A 21883-nucleotide genomic window follows, 5' to 3' on the forward strand; every position below is an offset into this window, starting at 1 on the left:
GCAATGGACCGCAATGCCGCGCGGCATCAGCGCCGCCGGGCGGCCGTGGCCGCCGGTGTCGCCGGTAATGTCGCCGGTATCGTTCGGCGCCTCAGAAAGGCAGCGGCCCGACCGCTGACCGGGGTGGCGAAGGCGGGAAGCCGACCTGGCCTGTCTGGCGCTGCAGTGCGTAGCGCACGTACATGCCGGCGTACCACTGCCGGTAGTCGCGCGCATTGTCGATGCCGACCAGGCCCCCGACGTACAGCTGCTGTGCCGCCTGGTACTCCAGCGACCCGACCAGGTTGTAGGCCAGGCCGGTCTTGGACTGGCCGGCATAGACCGCCGAGGTCTGGCTGGTCAGGTTGTTGGCGTTGGCCAGTTGCATCGTGGCGTTGGCCAATTGCTGGAGCGCGCCGTTGGTGGGGAAGTAGGGGGCATCGTCCTCGCGGAACGACTGCACACCCAGGGCGCCGCGCACATGGTAGGCCAGGCGGCCATTGCGCCCCTCCAGCGCCAGCGGCACCGTGACCGCAAAGTACGTCTGCGGGCTGAAGTAGCCGCCGTGCCCCAGGGTGAAGTAGCGCAGGTTCTCGCTGTAGCCCATCGACGTGAAGTTGATGCCCGAGGTGAAGCGCTGCGTGTCCGAGTCGACCAGCTTCATGTAGAAGCCGCCGCCGCCCTCCCACTTGTTGTTGCTCGCCACGTCGTGCCCCTTCAGCACGCTGTAGCCACCGTAGCCGTAGATGCCAAACGAGCCGTCGCTCCAGCCGAGTTCGGCGCGTCCCCCGCTGGCCATGACACCGCCCCATTCCACGTCGACCAGTTTGAAGCGTGCATCGCGGGCGCCCGCATAGGACAGCAGGCTGTCAGTGACCGGGCGGCGCGACGCTGACAGGCCGAGCATGGTCCGCTGCGTCAGCGGCAGTTTCAGGTACCCGCCGGTATTGATATCGGTGAAGCGGAAGCCCAGTGGCGTCGTGCCGATGTCGAAGCCGTAGCGCTCTGCCTCGTAGGCGATGCCGAGCGCCACGCCGAACGCGCTCTGTGAGCCGGCAGAGGCCGAATTCAGCGGCAAGCCCAGCAGGTCCTGCGGAGGGTTTGTGCCCGGAACGGCCCACCCGAACACGCCGGTTCCGAAGCGGCTGCCGCTGTTGAAGTCCGTGCCGACGTTGCCCGCTTCCAACGCCACCGGCGTGACCCGCGCCACCAGCTTGCCGTCGCCGGCCGGCACCTTGCCTTCGGCGACCACCTGCAGTTCGGTCAGCTGGCTCATGCCGGAGTCGCCGCTGCGGCCGCGCAGCATCGGGCCGCCAGCGAACGAACTGGTGCGCTGCTGCTCGATCTCGCGCAGTTCTTCCAGCGCGGTTTTCGGACCCGCGGGCGCAGATGGCGCGTCGGCATCGGCCAGCCACGGCAGGCGCGACTGCGCGCCCAGCGGTGGCTGGGCCGATGCCGGCACGCCGGCCGCGTACGCTTGCGCGGCCACCATTTCGGGCTGCGCATATGGCTGCAGAGGCGGCTGCACCGCGACGGCAGGCGCGCGTCCTGCCTTGGCGGGGCGTGCCGCGGTGCTGGCGGTACCGGCAGCCGCGGGGTAATACGAGGCCGGCACCATCGTCGGGGCCTGGGCCGCCGCTACCGCAGGAGCGCCAGCGGGTTGCGGGATATAAGGCTGTCCCGCTGCCATGCCGGCGGCCTGCCGCGTTGCCATCCCCGGCACGGCCGGGTATGGCGCGGGCGATCCTGCCGGCGGCAGCGTCGATGCCTGCCGCTGGCCCGGCAGCCCGACGAAGGGGTTGGCCGGCACGCGGTCGAAGCCGCCGCCGGGCTGCGCACCGGCGCGGGCAACGCCCGCGCGGCCGCCTTCGGCAGCGACCGCGGCGCGGAAGTACTCGGCCGCCCTGGCATTCTTGCCTTGTGCCTTGTACAGGCGGCCGGCCGCGGTCAGCACGTCCGGGGAATCCGGTGCCTGCTTCAGCGCCGGCTGCAGGGCGCGCTCGGCCCAGCCATATTCTTTCGCGGCCGTTGCGGTACCGATGGCCGCCAGCCGCAGGTCGAGGTTGGCCGGCTCCCTGGCCAGCACGCTTTCATAGAGCGAGAGCGCCTTGTCGTTCTCGCCGGCCTGCGCGTACATGCGCGCCAGGCTGGCCCGCACCGCCGGGTTGCCGCCGCGCTCGGAAAGTGCCGTGGCGAGGGTGTCGTAGGCGGTAACGAGATCGCCCGCCGCGGTCAGTGCGTCGGCCTGCCGGACGATATAGGCGATACGGATATCGTCGTAGCCGCGCCGCTGCTCGGGCGTCATGTCCGCGCCGGCGAGCTGGCGCAACAGGCCGGCCAGTTCCATGTCCTGCTGCGCCTTGAGCAAGACCGCGGCATATTGGAGCTGCAGGCCGGCATCGGGCACCACCGCGCGCCGCATCGCATTGCGCATCAGCGACAGTGCCCGCGCGGTGTCGCCCGCATCCGCGTAGCCCTGTGCGATCGCCCCGGTCAGTTCCGCATCCTGTCCGGCAAAGCGCTCGGCCTGCTGCAGCGCGCCGACGGCGGCGGCGTGCTGGCCGGCAGCGGCCAGCTCGCTGGCGCGCGCGGCTTCGGCGTGGACCCACAGGCGTCCCTGGAGCTTGCCCATGTCGGCGCTGCGCCGGTTGGCGGGCACGCGCTCGAGCAGGTCCAGGCCGCGCTGCCATTCATTCGATTCGGCGGCGGCCAGCGCGCTGGCGTACAGCGCTTCGGGATCGCCCGGCACGGACAGCAGCAGGTTGTCCATGACGCTGCGGGCCTGGTCCTTCATGCCCATCGCGATATACAGGCGCGCGACCTCCAGGCGCACCCATGCGTTGGTCGGGTCGGCCGCCATCGCGTCTTCAAGCTGGCGGCGCGCGCTGGCCGTGTCGCCTTGCTGCATGGCCTGGCGCACCTGGGCGCGGGCCTGGTCGGCGCGCAGCCGCCCGAGCGGGGCAAGCTGACCGCGCTGGGCCGGCGTCATGCGCTCGACCAGCGCCAGTGCCTCGGTGGTCTTGTTCTGTGCCTGCAGCACCTCGACCAGTCCGCGCGTGGCGGCGGCGCTCTCGGGGTGCGCGCGCAGCACGCGGCGGTAGCCCGCCTCGGCGGCGGCATACTGCCGCGCGTCGGCCTGCAGGTCGGCCAGCGCCACCCGCGCAGCAGGTTGGTTCGGCTCGATGCCTTGCGCCTGCTCGAGCAGGCGGCGTGCCTCGGCGGCGTTGCCGGCCTCGCGCCGGGCGGCGGCGCGCTGCACCAGCAACCAGTAGCTGGCGCTGTTGCTGGCCTGGCGGTAGCGGCTGCCGGCGCCGTGGCGCGAAGCGCGCGCGAAGTAGTCCGCGGCCTCCGCGAACTGTTCCTGCCGCAGCCGCAGGACGCCCATGCCGCCGAGCGCATCGGGATCGTTGGGCTGTTGCGCGAGTGCGCCCTGGAAGCGCTCGGCGGCACTTGCCAGGTCGCCGGCGTTCAGTGCCGCAAAGCCCTGCTGCACCGTGCCGCGCATCGCGTCGGCGGCCGCCGCGTCGGGCTGGCGGGCAGTGGCAGGCTGGCGCGTCGCGGCTTCCAGCCGGGCGCGAATGGCGGCGTCGTCGGGATGCGCTGCGAGCCACGCCTGGTAGCGCGGGGCGTCCGCGGAGCGCTGGCCGAGCCAGCCCAGCGCGCGGCGCCAGCTTTCGGTGGCGTCCTTGCCGACATCGGCGCGGCTGGCCAGGGTTTCCAGCTGGCGGATGCCGTCCCGGCGCGTGTTGTCGCGGTACGTCAGGTGCTGCGCCAGGGCCAGTTGCGCGCGGGCATCGGCCGGATTGGCGCGCGCCAGGCGCTCCAGCCCCTGCCGTGCGGCGTCCCAGCCCTGCGCGGTGCCGCCCAGCGTCTGGTAATACTCGAGCGCCAGGTCGCCCTGCGGCACGTTGCCGCCGGCGGCTTCCTCATAGCGTTTGACGGCCTGCTCGGTTTGCCCGCTGCGCGCGAGCTGGCGCGCCTGTTCGACCTGCTGCCGTGCGCCGGCGCTGCCGCCGCGCGCGATCTGTTCGGCCAGCTGCCGGGCCAGCGCGGAGCCCGGCGCCGCCTTCTGCAGGCGATCCAGGTAGGTGCGCGCCGAATCCGGCCGTCCGGCCTCCAGCTCGGCGACGCCCATGCCATGCAGCGCATCCGGCTGCGCCGGATTCAGGCGCAGCAGCTTCTGCCACACCTCGGCCGCCCGGTCCGGCCGGCCGCGCGCCTGCCAGTACTTGCCTTGCTCGACAAGCGCCTTGACGGGATCTTCCTGCGCCGCGGCGGGCGCGGCGGGTGCGATGGCCCCGGCCAGCAGCGCCAGCACCAGCGCATGCGTACGCATGCGGCGGCGGGAGGACTCGCGGGTCCGCTTCATTGCCGTGCGCATGCCTTGTCTCCGCTCTTGCCCTGCAACCACCGCAGCTCCAGTTGTCCCGACGGGACGAAGTGATAGTGACCGTCGGCGTGCCCGAATCCGAACAGGCCCAGAACGGTGTCGTAGTAAGTGGCTTTGGACGACGCGTCGCCCAGGCCTTGCGCGCGCGTGCGCTGTACCGCAGCCGCCGGCGAGCCGGCAGCCTGCAGGAACGGCACCAGCGCGGCCGAGAAGCCGGGCGGGCCTTCGCCTGCGAGCGCACCAGTGGCGGCGTGCATTTTTTCCGGCGGCGCCGGCCGGCCTTGCATCAGCTGCGCGACCGGGGCGAGTGCCTGCATCAGCCGGCGCGACGCGGCGTCGGCCCTGGGCGTGAGGCCGGCCCACAGGTAGACGCGGATGGCGTCGTAGCTGCCGACATCGCCCTTGTCCGGATCGATGCTCCAGCGTGCCGGCTGGTTCGGTCCGGACTGGTAGGCGGACCAGTCCGGCACGATGCCGCGCGGGGCCACCGCCTGCACCATCGCGGGCACCTGGTTCGCCAGCGCGCCCCACGGCCCGGCAGGATCGAACGTGGCCAGCCGGCGCAGCAGCGGCACCGGCAGGTAGCTGGCGTTGAGGCGCCACACATGCGCGCCATCGCCCTTGTCATGGACAAAGCCCTGCGGGCCGGGCAGGAGCATGGGCCCGAAACCGGGCAGCGTCACCACCTCGTGCTTCGCGACCAGGCGCAGCAGCGCTCGCGCGGCCTGCGCATACGCGGGCGACTTCCAGGCGCGCGCGGCTTCGGCGAGCGCATACGCGTACCAGAGGTCGGCATCCGACGCCGGGTTGGCATCCATGACGCCCCAGGAACCGTCGTCGCGCTTGCCCCAGCGCCAGGCGGGCAGCTTGTCGGCGAGATTGCCGCCGCCAAGGTTGGCCACACTCCATTGCCATGCCTTGTCGAAGGTGGCGCGGTCGTTGGCGATCAGCGCGAACACCATGGCGTAGGACTGGCCTTCGGAGGTGCTGTGCTGCTCGCGCACGGACGGATCGATGACGCGTCCGTCGGCCTGCATGAAGCGGCTGAGGAACTGTTCGTAGAGCGGCCACGGACAGGCGGTACGCGCCGGCGTGGCGGCGACCGCTGCCGCGACGGCCGGCAACGCGCCGGCAACGGCGCCCAGCGTGCCGATGGCGCCGGCGCCGAGCAGCGCGCGGCGGCGCGCGTCGGGTCGGACCGGGGTCATGCCTGGCCTGCCTTGCGCCGCTTGGCGCGATGGCGCAGCATCAGGAACAGCACGGCGGCAAGCAGCGGCGTGGCCAGCGCCAGCATCAACACCATCGCGTACGGCCGCTGCGACAGCCACCAGTGCGCATAGGTCCAGGGATTCAGCTTGCCGACGTAGTAGTTCTGCTGTGCCGCGAGGCTGTCGACCGAGTTGCCGCGTACCAGCACCAGGCTGCCCTGTACCAGCGGCAGGCGCTCCACGTCCAGCAGGGTGTCGGCGACGGCATGCAGGCCGCCCGGCGTGTTGCTGGTAATGGCGACCACGCTGCGGCCGGCGGCCAGCGGCGACTCGAAGCCGGCCAGTGCCGCATCGGTGCCGGGGCTGTTGATCGACAGGTTCGCTTCGACCGGGCGGTTGCGATTGCCGTCGGCACCGTTCCACCAGCCCATGACGCTGTCATAGACTCCCGTCAGCGTGAAGCGCTTGCCCGCGCCGGCCAGCGATACCGGCATCTGGTCCGCCCATTGCGCCAGCAGCGGCTGGCTCTGCGCGGTGCCGATCACCAGCAGGTCGCGGTCGGCCACCTGCCCGACGTCCGCAGGCGCGGCGATCCTGACGCCGGTCGCCGGGTACCCGGTCGACTCGCCCATGCGGCCCATCATCGTCAGGTAGGTCGAATAGTCCTCCGCGGTAGGCGTTGCCGGCAGCACCACCGCCGTTTCCGACAGGTCGGCCAGGCGCGTGAACGGAAAACCGCTGTTGCCGAAGGCGGCCAGGTCGGGCAGGGCGATAAAGTGCGGCAGGCCGGAGATGTCGATGGTCGAATCCGGGTCGATGGCGCCCTTCACGTTGTCGACCAGCACGTCCTTGCAGGCCCCTTGCTTGAGGTAGTCGTAGTAGTAATGGAACTGCAGCTGCGACTGCGCCGGCAGCATGAACAGCGGCAGGTGCAGCGTGTGGCGCGCCGGCACCGAGCCATCGGGCAGCACGCTCGCGACCAGCTCGGATGCCTTGCCTTCGCCGTCCTTGAGCGAGCGCAGCGTGTACGCGCGCAGGAACTGGCGGTTGACGTTGACGTTCAGCGTCGACTTGTCGGTCGTCGGGCGCGGCGTGTAGCGATAGCGCAGGTCGATCGGGATGCCGCGCGAGCGCCAGCCGAACAGGTCGGGCGGCACGCGGAAGTTCACGCGTACCAGGTCCGGCTGGTAGCCGGATACGTTGAGCTGCTCCACCGGCATCAGCTCGCCGAAACGCACCGGGCGGTCGCTGCGCAGCCAGTTCGGGGCATCGTAGGGCTGGCGCGGCGCCACGGCTTCCAGGCTCGTGATGGTGGCGCGCGGACCCGACAAGGCTTTGGCCCCCAGCACCAGTGCGCGCGCGGCGGTCTTCAGTTCGGCGCTGTCGCGGCCCAGCACCAGCAGCAGCTTGCTGCCGGGGTCATTGGGATGCGGCACGATCGACAGCGTCGGGCCATCGAGCCGCGGCAGTTCGATGCCGGCCGGACGTTCCTGCTGCGTGGCGAACACGACGGCATTGCCGCCGGCCGGGACCTGGTTGAGCGACACCGGGAAGGTGGCCCCGCGGTAGCCCGCCAGCCCGCCGAACCACGACGACACCGCGCCCGCCGCTTCCAGTGCCGCCGGCGACGGCGAGCCGGCGAACACGAACGGCAGTTTCAGGCGCCGCACGTCGCGGCGGTCGAAGAAGGGCAGCGGCAACAGCGCCAGGTCATTGGCCAGCGCCACCGGCATGACCGTGAGCTCCAGCACGCTGCTGTTGCTGACGGTAGCCCACAGGCTCGAATGGAACGGGTCTTCGCAGTCGGTGGTGTAGTGCCCGATCAGCTGCAGGTTGAGCCGGTTGAATTCGGTGATCAGCCGCGGCTCCAGCGCCAGTTCCTTCTCCAGGTTGCTGCCGGCCGTGTCGCGCGGCACGGGCACGCTCTGCGCGACCTCGCCGTTGACCAGCACGTTGATGTGCGAGATCTGCGGCAGCAGCGCGGGAGAGTAGCTGTAGCGCAGCTTCAGCCGGGCACCGGTGACGACCTCGTCCGCGCGGACGGAAAAGGGCACGCCGTTGATCCCGTCCACGCCGCGCAGCTGGAACGGCAGGTCCGCACCGAGCTGCTTCAGCGTCATCGACACCACGCGGCTGGCAGGGCGCGCAGCGGAAACGCCGGAACCGGCGGCAGTGGCCGTGGCAGAGGTCGTGGCAGGCAGGGCGGCAAGGTCCTGCGGCGCGCGCGGCTGCGCCTGAGCTGCAGCGCCCGCGCTGGCCGCGAGCAGGGGAATGACGCAACGGACGAGCAGGGTGCGGACCGGAGTGGGCGGCGTCATGATTGAGGCGAGTTCCTTGTGCCAGGTTGGGTATGGGACCGGATGCGGCCGGCAGGGTCATACGGCGCCGGTGCAATCGATGAAGTCGGGGATCGCGGGGCAGGAGTTCAGGTGCGTGCCGCCTGTCCGCGCCGCATCAGCTTGCGCAGCTCGCGGCCCAGGTGGAAGGTCACGTTGCGGAAGCCGAGCAGGCCGATCTGCATGATCTGGCGCAGCGCCAGCCGCGGCGCGTCGTGCCGCTTGCCGCCCCACGAGTCGAGCCACGCGTCGGCACGGGAGAAGGTGCACTGGATGAAAGCCATTTCCTGCGCCGGCGCCATCTGCTCCAGGCGCAGGCCGGTATGGTTCTGGCCCTGGAAGACCACCTGGGCCGGGAACACGTGCTCGGCGTTCTGGAGGTAAAGCGACACCCCGACCCGTTCGCCGACACGCGCCACCACGCCCTGGGGCAGCCGGATGCCGATGCCGCGCTCGGCAAAGTCCACGGTTTCGCAGACCACGGCGCGGCCGTCGTCGAAGCGCAGCGTCGCGGGCAGCTTCATGGCGACGCGGTGCGCCTCGCGCACCTGCCGCGTCTCGCTTGCCACGGCAATGGATGCGCCGATGATGATCAGGTTGTAGGCGGTCCAGAGCAGGTTCAGGATCACCGTGATCGTTTCATCGGGCATGCCATGGCTGCCCGCCGCGAGTTGCCAGATGCCCAGGCCGAAGCCCAGCAGGTTGAATACCAGCAGGATCAGGTAGGGACGCGAGATGATCCAGTCGAAGTACGCCTCCTCGATCACGCCGCCCTTGGGCGTCACGTTGAACTTGCCCGCCGCCGGGTTGATAAAGGCGACCAGTGTCGGGCGCATGATGTACCACGCGAGCACTGACTCGTAGACCTCGTTCCAGAACGAATGCCGGAAGCGGCCCTGGATGCGCGAGTTGGTCATGTTGGCGTGCAGCAGGTGCGGCAGCGCAAAGATGGCGATGCTCAGCGCCTGCGCATTGATCACGTGCGCGCCGAACAGCAGGTACGCCAGCGGTGCCGTCAGGAATACCAGCCGCGGCAGCCCGTAGAAGAAATGCAGCATCGCGTTCAGGTAGCACAGCCGCTGCGGCAGCGACAGGCCGGGCCCGAGCAGCGGATTGTCGATGCGGCAGATCTGCGCCATGCCACGCGCCCAGCGGATGCGCTGGCCCACGTGGCCGGACAGGCTTTCCGTTGCCAGCCCCGCGGCCTGCGGGATGGCCAGGTAGGCGGTGCTGTACTTCAGCCGGTGCAGCTTCAGCGCGGTGTGGGCGTCCTCGGTCACGGTCTCGACCGCGATGCCGCCAACCTCCAGCAGCGGCGCACGCCGGATGATCGCGCACGAGCCGCAGAAAAACGTGGCGTCCCAGAAATCGTTGCCGTCCTGCACCAGCCCGTAGAACAGCTCGCCCTCGTTGGGCACGTCCTGGAACGTGCGCAGGTTCTTCTCGAACGGGTCGGGCGAGAAGAAATAGTGCGGCGTCTGCAGCATGGCCAGCTTGCGGTCCTTCAGGAACCAGCCCATGCAAAGCTGCAGGAAGGAGCGCGTCGGGATGTGGTCGCAATCGAAGATCGCGACATACTCGCCGCTGGTCTGCGTCAGCGCCGCATTGATGTTGCCCGCCTTGGCATGGCGGTTGTTGTCGCGCGTCAGGTGCGTGACGCCGACCTTCTCGCAGAAGGCGCGGAATTCCTCGCGGCGGCCATCGTCCAGCACGTAGACGTTGATCTTGTCGCGCGGCCAGTCGAGCGACATCGCCGCGAAGACCGTAGGCTTCACCACCGACAGCGGCTCGTTGTAGGTCGGGATGAAGATGTCCACGGTCGGCCACTCGGCCAGGTCCCGCGGCATCGGCAGCGGCTTGCGCTGCAGCGGCCATGCGGTCTGGAAGTAGCCGAGCACCAGCACCACGAAGGCATAGGCCTCGGCCGCCAGCAGCCCGGCACCGAAGGCCATGTCGATCCAGGACTCGAAGGCCGTGGTCTCCGTCACGCGCCAGTACATGTAGCGGCTGGTGGCGGCCAGCGACAGGATCACCATCATCAGCGTCGCGAGGTGGCCCTTGGTCCGGGAAAGCCATACGGCCATCAGGTAGCAGGCCACGGCGAATCCGACCTGCTGCCAGAAATCCAGCGGCACGGTCACGACGATCGCAAACAGCAGCAGGCCGAGCAGCAGCCCGGCCGTGCGGCCGGCGGCGTTGTCGAACGGCAGGTCCAGCAGCCGTTGAGCCAGGCCGCTCTTCGGCGACGCCGGTGCCCGGGCAGGCCTGGAGGGCTTCGGCGAAGTCATCAGGCGTGCTCTGGGAGAATGGCTTGAGGGGTAGCCCGGGTAGCCTGCAATCTGCCGCGCAGCCAGGTGGCGCAGCGGCGGATATCCTGCCCGGCCTGGCTGTGCGGGCTGCGCTCGACGACGGTGCTGTCGTGCGCCAGCGCTTCCGGGACGGCCTGGTCCTGGTGGATGACGCCGAGGACCCGCTCGCCCAGCTGGTTGCGCAGGACCTGGACCACGTCCTTGCCCAGCTGGCGCGCCATGTCGACCTGGTTGATGACGAGGGCGTGGCCGAGAAAGCCGGGGCGGCGCTCGCAGTAGGTACGGATCAGGTCGTCCATCAGCGGCAGGGTGGCATACGACGCAGCATCCGGCAGCGTCACCACCAGGCAGACGTGCGCGCACGACAGTGCCTGGCGCATGTACGGCGACGGGCCGGGCGGCGTGTCGATGACGACGATGTCGTCCTCGGCCAGCCCGAGCGCGTCCAGCTGTGTGCGCAGCCAGTTCGGATGCGTGGCCAGGTGCTGCTCGAAGGCGGCGCGATCGGTCTCGTTGAGGCCGCCGAACGGCATCACCAGGGCGCGTCCGCCCGGCCAGATGCTTTCCAGCCAGCGCTCGCCGGCGAGCGTGGCGCGGGCATGGCCGGCGACATCCTGCACCGGCATGCCAAAGTGCAGGCGCAGCGCATTCTGCGGATCGAGGTCGATGGCGAGGACACGGTTGCCGGCCTGCGCCAGCGTATCGGCAAGCGTGGCCGACAAGGTGGTTTTCCCAACTCCGCCCTTGGCGGAGACAACGGCTACGATTTTCACGGACGGATGCTCAGCTGCGTTTCAGGCGATCGAGGAAGGAACGGCGGGCCGGCGTATGCTCGGGCTGCGCTGCGGGCGCAGCCTGGCCTTCGAGCCGCGCGAACACCTGCGCCAGCGGCGTGGCACCGGCGGGTCGTGGCGCGGCGGCCGCTGCCGGGGAATTCGGCCAGGCAGCGCGTTGCAAGGGTTGCGCTGGCTGGGGCGCGGCAGCCGGGAGGGTGGCCAGGACCGGCGCAGTAGCCGCCGCAGTGGCCGGCGCAGGAACTGGCGCAGTAAGTGGCTGCGCGGCGGCAGGCACCACCGGCATGCCGATCCCCAATGCCTGCACCGGCGGCACCACTGCGCTGCGATCTACCCGCAGCGCCGCGAGCAAGGGCCAACGCTGCTCGGCCTCTTCGGCAGCGTCCTCGCGGACAATCTCCCGGTAGGTCTCGGGGTGGCCACCATAGCGGCTGAACAGCTTGGATAGATCGTCGGAGCTCATGGCAACAGGGCATCGCTCGCGCTCCGGACAGGAGCGCGGGCACGGCTATGAAAAAGATGACTTGGAGGTGAAAGGAGCTGGTCGCGGGCTCAGCGTCCGAGCCGGAAGCTCATGCTTCCGGTCGCGTCGAACGGCGAGGCTTGCGTGATCTGCAGCAAGCCCGACGAGCCGAGCGACTGGAACCAGTGCTGGTAGGCGCCGGTCAGGAACGCGGCCTGCCAGGGTGCGCTGCTGCCTTCATCCGGCCGCGTGCGCGGCGCGCAGTGGTGGTGCACGAGCAAGGCATCGCCGGCATCGGCAATACTGGTCCAACCCCAGTCGATGTCGAGCCAGACCTGCGCGATGGCGCGTTCGAGATCTGCAACCGTGCCGCAGGGCCCGAGCGGGAAGCGGGCGGCAAAACGGGCGCCGGTCGCGGCCATCAGCGCGTTGACACCGGCATCGCCCAACTGGGCGGACAGTTCCTCGGCCAAGGCCTCGATTAAGTCACGCCATTGTATGGAGGCATGACGCTCCGTCAGGTATTGCAGTAATGCATCGCCCACTTCAGATTCCCCGTTCTCATTCTATTTTTGTTTGCGGGACGAATGGTGGCCGATTGTTTAGGTCCATGCAAAGGTTTTGTAAAGAATACATGATGCGTGCTCGCAACATACAGCCTTTGCATGCAAAATTAAGTGCTCGCCTAATAATGTTGAAATGAAACGCGGGCACCGGGCGGGGCTTGGACACCCTCGATATTCCCGGTACGCAGACTCCGGAAGCGGCAATCAGAAACCTGTGCGCATTATGAATTCGCTTGCCATTGGCCAATTGCTCCATATTTGCGCCCAGGTTTCCTGGGCTGGCGCATTCAGGCCTTTGAAACGCGTGTGTGCGGCACGCGAAGTCCGCTGGCGATTAACGTAATTTTGATTTTTTTGCCATTTTCAGTCGACCTCGGAAACCCGGTTATCCACTGCCAATGCAAGCCGGCGCGCGCTTACCCCTGCACGCTGCGCCACGTCCGGTCCAGCACCATGCGATAAGAGAACCGGTCCGCAGGATGCACGGACAACGCCATCTCGATCAGCCTGCCGCCCGCATCCCGGTACTGCCGGTTGATCCACAGCCCCGCCGTGCCAGGCGGCACCTGCAGCAATTGCGCGATGTCCGCGGGCAGCGCGCCCGCGTGGATGACTTGTTCGATGCGCGATACCGCGACATTGAACTGCTGCTCGATCAGGTGGAACACCGACGCCTCGATATCCCGTTCCGTTCCGCTGACGCCGCGGAAGTCCGGGTGGACCCAGACCTCGTTGTAGCAGATCGGCGCGGGTCCGGCGTCGCCGGTCCGCACGCCGCGGATCACCAGCCAGTGCTGGCCCAGGTAGGGACTGAGCACCGGGTCGGCATCTTCATCGACTACGCGCAGTCCGCGCGAGACCACGCGCATGCGGGTGCTGGCCGCGTACTGCAGCAGATCGCCGACCTGCCCGACGGCCAGTTCATAGCCGCCCTTGGCGCGCGATGCGGTGACGACGGTGCCGACGCGCGGCGTGCGCGTGATCAGTTCGAGCCTGACCAGCCGCTCGATGGCGGCGCGCACGGTATGGCGGCTGGCGCCGAACTGCTTGCACAGTTCCATTTCCGTGGGCAGCTTGCTGCCGACCGGGTAGGTGCCGTTCTCGATCTCCGAGCGCAGCGTCCGTGCCAGCGCCATGTAGCGCGGGCCGGCACCGTTGCGCACGTCCGCGTCGGGGCCGACTGCGTCGTCGTCGAGACTGCCAGCTTGTTCCATGTTTCCGGTGCTTCGGTGGTGGTGAATGACGCTCGCAGCATAGCCGCGACCCGTCGCACGGGCAAGCGACAGGCCCGCATCACGAGTTGAGCGACGATTGCGGCGGGTTGTCGGGATCGGTTGCCTTGCTGGCGGGCGCCACCACCGCCGTCCGGCCCCGGGCACGCCCGTTCCACAGCAACAAGGCCACGCTGAGCGCCGGCACGGCCGCCAACGCAAGATAGGCCACGCCCAGGCTGTGGCTGCGTTCGGCAAGGTAGCCGAACGCCGGCGGCCCCGACACCACGCCAAAGTAAGTGAAAAACAGCGCGCCACCTGTGACCGACGCCACCCGGCCCGGGGGCGCCAGCCGCGCGATCTCGCCGAGATAGACGCCGTTCCAGCCGATTGCCGTCGCGCCGAGCAGCGATGAAACCAGGCACAGCGGCACCAGCGTCCACTGCGCCGTGAACAGGCCGGTGGCCACCGCGCTCGCGCTCATCAGCACGGCCAGGAAGATCAGCACGCCGCGCGGCGATCCGGTCAGGTCGGCCAGATGGCCCCACAGGATGCGTCCCACGATGCCGGCGCCTTGCGTCACCGCGTAGACCATGCCGGCCTGCGCGAGCCCGATGCCGACCTCGGCCGTCAAATACACCATCAGGTAGCCGCTGACCGACAGCTGGCACGCCGAGAACAGCAGCGAGACCGCCGCCATCGAGCGCAGGCGGCTATCGGCCAGCACGTCGCCGAACAGCCGCCCGAGATTGCCGGCGAACGTCATGCGGCCAGTCGCTCCGCGGTCGAACTCGCGCCGCTGGAAATTGCTGAGCGCGGCCACGGCCAGCGCCAGCACCGCGAGCGCGCCCAGCGCAGCCCGCCACGACCCCAGCGCGGCCAGCGGTGGCAATGCCGCGCCGGCCAGCAAGCCGCCCAGCGGCACGCCGGTCTGCTTCAGCGAGAACACGAAACCCATCCGCTCCGGCGTAGTGCTGCGCGCCAGGATCTGGGAACTTGCCGGCGTGATCGGCCCGTAGCCCAGGCCGCTGACCAGCGCGGCCAGCAGCCTTGCCTGGGGCTCGCCGGTGGCAAGCAGGCCCAGCGCCACGGCTTGCGCCAGCAGCCCCAGCTGGGACGCGCGTACCGGACCCACTCCCGCCACCAGCCCGGCCCCGGCCAGGCTGCCGAGCATGCCGCCGACATAGACCATGGCCAGGTAGATGCCGACGCTTGCCAGCTCGACGCCGGGAATCACCGGCGCCAGCACCGCAAACGCCAGCGTGCTGGCGGTCGCGACCATCTGTATCGCCAGCGAGCAGGAGAGGGTGACGGTAGCGCGCCACCGGGCGGGGGTCTCAACGGTCATGACGCGTGGCGCTTGTCGAACTCCCACACCGACTCGAAATCCATCAGCGTGTTGAAGCGCGGGAAGTCGTAGAGCCGGTCGCCGATGCCCAGGGAGGTGCGGTTGGCCTTGACGTGGGCATAGACGTCTTCCAGCGCCTTGCCCGCGGCAAGAAAGCCCACTGCGGGATAAATCGCGATGGCAAACCCCATCTGCTCGAGCGTCTCGGCCGGCAGCACCGGTGTGCGGCCGGTTTCCACCACGTTGACGAGCAGCGGCAGGTCGAAAGTCTTGCCGATGATCTCCAGCTCTTTTTCCGACTCCGGCGACTCGACGAACAGGATGTCGGCGCCGGCGCGGGCATACGCTTCGGCGCGGCGCAGCGCCTCATCCAGGCCCAGCGAGGTCCGCGCATCGGTGCGGGCGAGGATCATGAAGTCCTTGCTTTCGCGCGCTTCCACCGCGACCTGGATCTTCTTCACCATGTCTTCGGCCGGAATCACCCGGCGGCCCGGCGTGTGGCCGCATTTCTTGGGGAATTCCTGGTCCTCGAGCTGGATCACGCTGGCGCCCGCGCGCTCGTAGCCGCGCACGGTATGCGCGACGTTGAGCAGGCCGCCATAGCCGGTATCGCCATCACAGATCACCGGCATGGTGGCCGCGGAACAGAAGGCGCCGACGCGGTTGACCATGTCGGTATAGGTCGCCAGCCCCGCATCGGGCAGGCCCAGATAGGACGCTACCGTGCCATAGCCGGTCATGTACAGGCAGTCGAAGCCCATGCGGCTGGCGATGCGTACCGAGATCATGTCGAACACGCCGGGCGCGGCGATCAGGCGCTTGCGCGCCAGCAGTTCGCGCATGGTCGGGCGCGCGTTGGCTTCAGTGTTGGTCGATGTCATCAGGCAGCTTCCTTGTTTTTGGGGTAAATGCGCAGCTTCATGCCGTGCGCACTGGCGATGCGGGCCTCGAACTCACGGATCTGCGGCGTGATGCCGATGCCGCGGAAGCCGCCGCGCACGCAGGCGGCATCGACATCCTTGTAGGCGTCGACCCAGCCGTGCGGCAGCGGCTGCGCCTGCGGCAGCGACAGCCACAGCCGGAACAGGTGGCGCTTGCGCTCGGGCTCGGGATGGTCCTCATACTCGGTGCGCGAGTGCAGCACGATATGGTTGTTCAGCAGCTGGATGTCGCCGGGTTGCAGGTCCATGTGGTAGCACAGGTCCTCGCGCGCGAGCAGTTCATCGAACAGGTCCAGCGCCTCGGTCTGTTGTGGCGTCAGCCGTGGCACGTCGGGGAAGGTTTGCTGCGCGCCCTTGATGTGGTTGCGGATATGGCGGCAGGCAAAATGCCCGTCGCGGACGCCGAACACCGGCGCGGCATAGTACGGCGCTTCTTCCGGGGCCTGCTCGCCCTGGCGGCTGAAGACCAGCGGCGCATAGAGTTCGGCGGCGAGATCCGGGCGCAAATGCAGCATTTCGTTATGCGCGGCGACCGAGCTGGAGATCAGGCTGGACCCGCCGCTCTTCGCGGTGCGCACGCAGAAGAGGCCGACCATGTCGCTGCCATCCGCATGGAAATCCAGCCCCGAACGCGTGTTGTAGCCGCGGCCGGTATTGGAGCGGTAGGTGCCGCCCGCGTCGCGCACGTCGGACACGAACTGGCTCATCTTGCCCTGCGGGCGCGGCACGCCCAGTGCCAGGCCGATTCCCCAGAACAGCAGCCGCAGCGCATCCACATCCCAGCGCTGCACCGGGAAACCGCGCAGCAGCTTGAAGCCGAAGCCGCCTTGCGTCTCGTCGATCAGCGCAACCAGGCGCTGGCGCACGCCTGCGTCCAGCGGGAAGTCTTCCAGCGACATATCGAAGCGGTCCTTGCCGGTCTGTTGCGCGTGGCGCAGCGCCCGTTCCAGCGCGTCGATCTCCACCTCGCTCAGCACATGGATCCAGCTGTTGTCCTGCTCCACGTCGCGGCGCGTCCAGCCGCCCGCCACGGGGCCGATCCCCTGGGTGTTGGTCTTGGTTGTTTCCATGTTGGCTTGTTTCACTCCGCTTGCAGGTTGACCTCTTTGGCCAGGCGTTGCCAGAGCGCGAAGTCCTTCTTCACCTCGGCATTGAATTCGTCCACCGGCTGCGCCACCGGCGTGGCAGCCTGTTCGGCCAGGATTTCCTTCATGTCCGGCGCCATCACCACCGCATGGACCTCTTTCTGCATGCGCTCCAGCGCCGCCTTCGGGGTCTTGGCCGGCGCATACAGGCTGTACGAGGTGTAGACCTCGAAGTCCTTCATGCCGGACTCGATCATGGTCGGCACGTTGGGCAGCGCCGGCGTGCGCTGCGCCCCGGTGACCGCGAGGGGGCGCAGCTTCCCGGAGGTGATGAACGGCTTGGCGGTCAGCACGCTGGTGACGCCTACCGTGGTGACACCGCCGACCACATCGGTCATCAGCGGCGCGCCACCCTTGTAGGCGACGTTGACCATGTCCAGGTTCTGCGCCTTGTTGTACATGGCACCGACGAGGCGGGTCATGTTCTCGGAGCTGCCATACGAGTACTTGTCCGGCTTCGCCTTGACATGGCGCGCGAACTCGACTGCGTTGGTGGCCGGAAACTCCGTCTGCGTAACGAACACCAGCGGCGACTTGGCCACCATCGTGACCCCGATCAGGTCGTTGAAGGTGTCGTAAGGCATCTTCTTGTAGAGGATCGGATTCAGCAGGTGCGTATTGACCACCAGCACGTAGGTATGGCCGTCCGGGGCCGACTTGGCCACGGCGTCGGTGCCGATGATGCCGTTGGCGCCGGGCCTGTTCTCGACCACCACGGTCTGTTTCAGGCGCGGCGTCAGCCGCTCCGCCAGCCGGCGCGCGACGATGTCGGTGCCGCCGCCTGGCGAGTAGGGCACGACGATACGGACGGTCTTGTCCGGAAATTCCGCGTGCGCATTGCCAGGCAAGGCCAGCACGGCAAGGGTCAGCGATAGGCTGATCGCCGCGAGTCGAAGTGGGGCGGGCATGCTTGTCTCCTCTTTCCTGTCGAAGGATGGAAAGTCCGGTGGACCGGATCGTGAACCATATTGTCCGTAATTATTTTTTTGTCCGGACAAATTGTGGATTCAGAATAGACAGGCGGGCGACAACAGGCAAGAAGGGGGAGCTCGGGGGTTACCCTAGGGACGGGGCGCGGGGTGCACCGAAATCCGCATGCTTGTCTCCCGGCACATTTGCCGGGTCGCGGACGATACGGTCAGCGCTGCTCCGGACTGCGCGAGCCGCGGTTCCATGGCGCGACGGCTGCCGCGCCATGGGCCGGATACAGCGCAGGAATGACGGCGTTCAGCCTGCCAGTTCCCGATGCAGCGCCAGGTACTCCTGCGACAGCTTGTGCCGGGGATCGAGGTGGATCATCGGCATGGCGTGCTGGTGCGATTCGCGGATCTTCACCGAGGCAGACAGCCGCGACTCAAGTACCGGCAGCCCCTCGGTGACCAGCTCTTCGACCAGCTTTGCCGGCAAGCTGGCGCGCGGCTGGAACTGGTTGATGACGATGCCCTCGACCTCCAGCGCGTCGTTGTGGTCTTGCTGGATTTCCTTCACGTTATCGAGCAGCGTGTAAAGGGCCCGCCGCGAAAAATCATCGCAATCGAACGGGATCAGGCAGCGCTCTACGGCAATCAGTGCGGAACGGGTATAGAAATTCAGCGCCGGCGGAGTATCGATGTAAATGGCGTCGTAGGTTGCCTCCAGCTCGATCAGGGCATCGCGCAGCTTGTAGATCTTGTAGCGGGATTCAAGCTTGCCGTGCAGCGCGTCGAGGTCGGCATGCGCGGGCATCACGTCGAGATTCTCAAAAGGCGTGGGATGGATAAACGACGCCAGGTCCACCGGCTTGAAGCTGTAGGTCAGGGACGCCTCGAAGAAGTTTGCCGCGCTCGGACTGGCCTCTCCGGCGCGCGCGCCCATCAGGTACTGGGTCGAATTGCCCTGGGCATCCAGGTCAACGACCAAAGTGCGCAAGCCTTCGCTGGCGCTGATCGCCGCGAGATTGCATACGATTGTTGACTTGCCAACGCCACCTTTCTGATTGAATACGACGCGCCGCATTGCTTCCCCTGCGAAGACCGTTTTGAAGGCGAAAGCATACCTTAGCGAGGGAGGGCGCGGCCACGGCAGCGGTGGCGATTTTCACAGCGCGATCTGCATCAGTGTCCCGGCCTCGGCCTGGTCGTGGCGCATTGCCGGGGAGGCAAGGACCGCCGGAGCGAGTTCCGCGTAGCTGACAGGCGTAAAGCCCATTCGCGCGAAATAGCCTGACGCATTGCGGGTTTGCAGCACGATCGATTCGACGCCATTGCGACGGACGTCCGCGACGATGGCGGAAATGAGAAGTTCGCCAAGGCCGGATGAGCGGGCGCGCTGTGCAACGGCAAGGCCTCTGAGGACGCCGGTGTTTTCATAACGCTCCAGGCCCGCGCAGCCGAGCAGGCCGGCGTTATCCCGAATTACCATGTATTGGCCGATCCGGTCCTGCACCCCCGCCACGGATAATGATGAAGCGTGCAGGAGCGCTTTAATGTCCGGCCAGTCCGCCTCGGTAGCATAGTGAGGACGCATAGCGGAAACCCTCGCGTAGTTCGTCCACTTATCCTACTTTCGAGGGGGCATGCTGCCTGTAGGGATTGATCCTTAGGTGAATCTGCCTATCGCCACATCAGGCCACCACGCCGGACTGCAGCGCGCGTTTTTCTCGTCGCTATCGCTAGCGCCAGACCAGGGTAGTTTCCCCGAGCAAATGGCCGGGCAAGATGTAGTCGCCATGCTCGATGGCGAGGGTCTCGAGTTCGCACAGGACCGCCTCAGGCAGCGCAAACATGTCGAACCTGCAATAGAGGTATCGCTGCCGGAAGGTCAGCTTCTTTTCACGCAGTCCGCGTGTCAGGGCGTCGGCAGATTCCACGCAAATATGCTCGACTGTCCGGTACTGGACATCGACCCCCAGTTTCTGACCCATTCGCCCGAGTTCGATCGCGTCCTCCCACGCTGACTCATAGTCCAGCTCGACAGTCCCTTTCGCACAGGCGTTGATGTACGCCACGGCGCTGGCCCGGCTGCGTGCAATGAAGGCGTTCATCGGCAAGTCTCCGCGATGGAGTCATCGCGGGTGACTATACCTACGAGGCGGGGCATGATGCAAGCGGCTGCGACGCGCATGACGTGGCTATCGTTTGCCGGACACCCCGCCTAGAAGACGGCGTGGGGCCATCGCATACCGGTGTCGGTTTCACCTGAAGAGGAGGGCGCCGCCGGTTATCAGTACCGTCAACAGCGCTCCCAGCCACACCGCGTCCAGCACGCTTGCGCGCCGCGCCGCACGGCAGGCCCCGGACTCGGACTGGTGAAACTCGGCCAGGCCGCCTGAGTAGAGTTTCTCCCAACGCATTTCCATCGTCAGCCTCCCTTGGTCCATGGCTGCATTCTTCAGCGCAAACCAGGACTTGGCAACGAGGAGAAGGGATCAGTGCGGCTAATACTTTTGGCCGATAGCGGGAAAACCGATTGCGAGCATCTGTTCGCCGGGATTCTCCAATATCTTTCGAAGGCAACATTTGTGCATGCGCGCGCTTCGCCGCTTGTACTTTGGCGTGGATGAACTAAACCTCACGTATCCGCAAGTTTCTCCGCGCCATGGAGCCGAGCATGCAATGCTACAAGCTACTCGCAGCCTGCGCGCTGGCCGCAGCCAGTGTTGCAGCGCCAGCCCAGCCAGAATCCAGCGTGCATGTCGCGTCCGGCGTCGGGGCGATGATGGCGACCGAGACCGTCAAGACCACCGCGACCGTGGTGGCCATCGACAGCGCCACGCGCACCGTCTCGTTAAAGAACAAGCAAGGCAAGGTTACCGACTTGCAGGTCGGCGAAGACGTCCGGAATTTCGACCAGGTCCGCATTGGCGACGTGGTCGCCGTCGAGTACAAGCGAGCGCTGTCCGTGAGCATGACCCGTCAGACCGGCATGCGCACGGCCATCGAGCGGGAGACGATCGAACGCGCGCCGCCCGGAGCCAAGCCCGGCGGCACCATCGGTCGGGAGGTGACCGTGACTGCGGATGTCGTCAACGTCAACCGCAAGACCGGCATGGTGACGCTCAAGGGCCCAAAGGGGAAAACGGTCGACGTGCATGTCAGCGATCCGCAGCAGCTCAAGGCCATCCGGCGCGGCAACCAGGTGCAGGCGGTCTACACCGAAGCGTTTGCCGTATCGATGTCGCCGAGGGCGAGCCGCTGAGGGCGGTCAGGCTTACCGAGGGGTCAACGTGGCTTCTTGATGCTGCTCGATGACGTTTCCTTCCTCGACAAGCGCCCGCTGGCTACTGCGGGACCGTCGTCGGCTGCGCACTTTTCCAGGTGGGCCACGAGCAGTTGTGCAACTGGCGACAACAGTGAGAAATTGCGGCAGCAGATGGCGAAGCGCCGCCGAGCCCAATCGTTGCGCAGTGGAACCACTTGGACGTTGAACGCCGGCGCGATGGTCCTGGCGATTTCTGCCGGCAAGATGGCGATACCCAGGTTAGCGCGCACGCAACGCAGCGCGGCGTCGAAGGTCGAGACGACGGCGCGGTAGACGATCCGGCGGCCGAGAATGGCGGCATGGCGAACCAGCATGGTCTGGACAGCCGTTTGCGCTGGCATGGCGACATGGTCGAAGGCGAGCGTCTCCTCGAAATCGCACGAATCGGCCCTCACGAGCGGGTGCGAGGCCGGAACCACGGCCGCAAGGTGATCGCTGCGATAGGGCCGGGTCTCAAAGCCTTCCAGGTCGGCAGCATCCCAGCAGATGCCAAGCGGTGCCGATCCTTCGCGCAAGGACCGCACGATCTCCGTACTCAGGCTTTCCTCGATGCTGACACTGACATCGCGGTGCTCCGGCATTTGCAGGAACGCCGCTATGTCGTCCGGCAGCGACTCCGCCATGGACGATACGGTGGCAAGCAGGCGCACCTGGCCGCGGATGCCAGACCCAAAGTCAGCCATGTCGCGGGCCACGCGGTCCGCGGCGGAAAGCATGGCGCGGGCATGGGCCAGCACAATTTCCCCTGCCGGCGTGGGAATCACGCCGCGACGGCGGCGCTCCAGCAAGGTGGTGCCGACAGTTTCCTCGAGTTGCGCCAGGCGTTTGCTGATGGCCGACGCGACGATGTGTTCCTGTTCGCCGGCGCGCGCCATGTTCTGCGTCTCGCAGACAGCGACAAAGAGGCGCAGCGTGGTCAGGTCGAGATCTCGCATGGATGAAATTCCTGGGTTT

17 protein-coding genes are annotated in these 21883 nt (G+C 67.6%); 1 reads left to right on the top strand and 16 read right to left on the bottom strand.

Features of this window, described 5'->3' with window-relative positions; translation table 11 throughout:
* Positions 1–91 precede the first annotated feature (91 nt).
* The 15 genes from VSR71_RS06510 to VSR71_RS06580 all read right to left on the bottom strand — a co-directional run bounded on the left by VSR71_RS06510 (position 92) and on the right by VSR71_RS06580 (position 19712).
* Positions 92–4360, bottom strand: coding sequence for a cellulose biosynthesis protein BcsC (locus VSR71_RS06510; protein ID WP_342913090.1), 4269 nt, complete (start codon positions 4358–4360; stop codon positions 92–94).
* Positions 4345–5577 (bottom strand): cellulose synthase complex periplasmic endoglucanase BcsZ, encoded by a 1233-nt coding sequence (gene bcsZ / locus VSR71_RS06515; protein ID WP_342913091.1) that lies wholly within the window; start codon positions 5575–5577, stop codon positions 4345–4347. Before bcsZ ends, VSR71_RS06510 begins: the two co-directional genes overlap by 16 nt.
* Positions 5574–7895 (bottom strand): cellulose biosynthesis cyclic di-GMP-binding regulatory protein BcsB, encoded by a 2322-nt coding sequence (bcsB, locus tag VSR71_RS06520; protein WP_342913092.1) that lies wholly within the window; start codon positions 7893–7895, stop codon positions 5574–5576. The genes bcsZ and bcsB overlap by 4 nt, the downstream gene beginning before the upstream one ends.
* Before the next feature lie 107 nt (positions 7896–8002).
* Positions 8003–10201 (bottom strand): UDP-forming cellulose synthase catalytic subunit, encoded by a 2199-nt coding sequence (gene bcsA, locus VSR71_RS06525; protein WP_342913093.1) that lies wholly within the window; start codon positions 10199–10201, stop codon positions 8003–8005.
* Complete coding sequence (gene bcsQ, locus VSR71_RS06530) at positions 10201–10995, bottom strand: cellulose biosynthesis protein BcsQ (RefSeq protein ID WP_342913094.1); 795 nt, start codon at positions 10993–10995, stop codon at positions 10201–10203. The genes bcsA and bcsQ overlap by 1 nt, the downstream gene beginning before the upstream one ends.
* Before the next feature lie 10 nt (positions 10996–11005).
* Positions 11006–11479 carry a cellulose biosynthesis protein BcsP gene (bcsP, locus tag VSR71_RS06535; protein WP_342913095.1) on the bottom strand — a complete coding sequence of 158 codons (474 nt, stop codon included), beginning with the start codon at positions 11477–11479 and terminating at the stop codon, positions 11006–11008.
* A gap of 89 nt (positions 11480–11568) precedes the next feature.
* On the bottom strand, positions 11569–11952 hold the full coding sequence (gene bcsD / locus VSR71_RS06540) for a cellulose biosynthesis protein BcsD (RefSeq protein WP_342913096.1): 384 nt from the start codon (positions 11950–11952) through the stop codon (positions 11569–11571).
* Positions 11953–12461: 509 nt separating this feature from the next.
* Entirely contained in the window at positions 12462–13259 is a 798-nt protein-coding gene (locus tag VSR71_RS06545) for a GntR family transcriptional regulator (protein ID WP_342913097.1), read from the bottom strand.
* A 79-nt stretch (positions 13260–13338) separates the two neighbouring features.
* Positions 13339–14604: an MFS transporter gene (locus VSR71_RS06550; RefSeq protein WP_342913098.1), complete on the bottom strand. Its 1266-nt coding sequence runs from the start codon at positions 14602–14604 to the stop codon at positions 13339–13341.
* Positions 14601–15446, bottom strand: a complete 846-nt coding sequence (locus VSR71_RS06555) for an isocitrate lyase/PEP mutase family protein (protein WP_342913131.1) — start codon at positions 15444–15446, stop codon at positions 14601–14603. Before VSR71_RS06555 ends, VSR71_RS06550 begins: the two co-directional genes overlap by 4 nt.
* A gap of 38 nt (positions 15447–15484) precedes the next feature.
* Positions 15485–16615: a TauD/TfdA family dioxygenase gene (locus VSR71_RS06560; RefSeq protein ID WP_342913099.1), complete on the bottom strand. Its 1131-nt coding sequence runs from the start codon at positions 16613–16615 to the stop codon at positions 15485–15487.
* An 11-nt stretch (positions 16616–16626) separates the two neighbouring features.
* Positions 16627–17598 carry a tripartite tricarboxylate transporter substrate binding protein gene (locus VSR71_RS06565; RefSeq protein ID WP_342913100.1) on the bottom strand — a complete coding sequence of 324 codons (972 nt, stop codon included), beginning with the start codon at positions 17596–17598 and terminating at the stop codon, positions 16627–16629.
* Positions 17599–17917: 319 nt separating this feature from the next.
* A complete protein-coding gene (locus VSR71_RS06570; protein WP_342913101.1) occupies positions 17918–18685 on the bottom strand; it encodes a ParA family protein in 768 nt (255 codons plus the stop codon).
* Between the two features lie 81 nt (positions 18686–18766).
* Positions 18767–19195, bottom strand: a complete 429-nt coding sequence (locus VSR71_RS06575; RefSeq protein WP_342913102.1) for a GNAT family N-acetyltransferase — start codon at positions 19193–19195, stop codon at positions 18767–18769.
* Positions 19196–19340: 145 nt separating this feature from the next.
* Entirely contained in the window at positions 19341–19712 is a 372-nt protein-coding gene (locus VSR71_RS06580) for a PHA-granule associated protein 4 (RefSeq protein ID WP_342913103.1), read from the bottom strand.
* Between the two features lie 566 nt (positions 19713–20278).
* On the opposite strand from VSR71_RS06580, the gene VSR71_RS06585 reads away from it, so the two are divergent.
* Positions 20279–20866: a hypothetical protein gene (locus tag VSR71_RS06585; RefSeq protein ID WP_342913104.1), complete on the top strand. Its 588-nt coding sequence runs from the start codon at positions 20279–20281 to the stop codon at positions 20864–20866.
* 23 nt (positions 20867–20889) lie between these two features.
* Here the strand turns inward: VSR71_RS06585 and VSR71_RS06590 are convergent, their stop codons facing one another.
* On the bottom strand, positions 20890–21864 hold the full coding sequence (locus VSR71_RS06590; protein ID WP_342913105.1) for a LysR family transcriptional regulator: 975 nt from the start codon (positions 21862–21864) through the stop codon (positions 20890–20892).
* Positions 21865–21883 lie beyond the last annotated feature (19 nt).

This window comes from Cupriavidus oxalaticus, assembly GCF_038900635.1.
GTDB lineage: Bacteria > Pseudomonadota > Gammaproteobacteria > Burkholderiales > Burkholderiaceae > Cupriavidus > Cupriavidus oxalaticus_B.

What these genes read in the sequence shown, in the direction of transcription:
- VSR71_RS06585 (WP_342913104.1), top strand. Translation starts at nt 20,279, where the DNA reads ATGCAATGCTACAAGCTACTCGCAGCCTGCGCGCTGGCCGCAGCCAGT.
- VSR71_RS06590 (WP_342913105.1), bottom strand. Translation starts at nt 21,864, where the DNA reads ATGCGAGATCTCGACCTGACCACGCTGCGCCTCTTTGTCGCTGTCTGC.
- bcsA (WP_342913093.1), bottom strand. Translation starts at nt 10,201, where the DNA reads ATGACTTCGCCGAAGCCCTCCAGGCCTGCCCGGGCACCGGCGTCGCCG.
- VSR71_RS06565 (WP_342913100.1), bottom strand. Translation starts at nt 17,598, where the DNA reads ATGCCCGCCCCACTTCGACTCGCGGCGATCAGCCTATCGCTGACCCTT.
- VSR71_RS06570 (WP_342913101.1), bottom strand. Translation starts at nt 18,685, where the DNA reads ATGCGGCGCGTCGTATTCAATCAGAAAGGTGGCGTTGGCAAGTCAACA.
- bcsP (WP_342913095.1), bottom strand. Translation starts at nt 11,479, where the DNA reads ATGAGCTCCGACGATCTATCCAAGCTGTTCAGCCGCTATGGTGGCCAC.
- VSR71_RS06560 (WP_342913099.1), bottom strand. Translation starts at nt 16,615, where the DNA reads ATGGAAACAACCAAGACCAACACCCAGGGGATCGGCCCCGTGGCGGGC.
- bcsZ (WP_342913091.1), bottom strand. Translation starts at nt 5,577, where the DNA reads ATGACCCCGGTCCGACCCGACGCGCGCCGCCGCGCGCTGCTCGGCGCC.
- VSR71_RS06580 (WP_342913103.1), bottom strand. Translation starts at nt 19,712, where the DNA reads ATGAACGCCTTCATTGCACGCAGCCGGGCCAGCGCCGTGGCGTACATC.
- VSR71_RS06575 (WP_342913102.1), bottom strand. Translation starts at nt 19,195, where the DNA reads ATGCGTCCTCACTATGCTACCGAGGCGGACTGGCCGGACATTAAAGCG.
- VSR71_RS06510 (WP_342913090.1), bottom strand. Translation starts at nt 4,360, where the DNA reads ATGCGCACGGCAATGAAGCGGACCCGCGAGTCCTCCCGCCGCCGCATG.
- VSR71_RS06545 (WP_342913097.1), bottom strand. Translation starts at nt 13,259, where the DNA reads ATGGAACAAGCTGGCAGTCTCGACGACGACGCAGTCGGCCCCGACGCG.
- VSR71_RS06555 (WP_342913131.1), bottom strand. Translation starts at nt 15,446, where the DNA reads ATGCGCGAACTGCTGGCGCGCAAGCGCCTGATCGCCGCGCCCGGCGTG.
- VSR71_RS06550 (WP_342913098.1), bottom strand. Translation starts at nt 14,604, where the DNA reads ATGACCGTTGAGACCCCCGCCCGGTGGCGCGCTACCGTCACCCTCTCC.
- bcsB (WP_342913092.1), bottom strand. Translation starts at nt 7,895, where the DNA reads ATGACGCCGCCCACTCCGGTCCGCACCCTGCTCGTCCGTTGCGTCATT.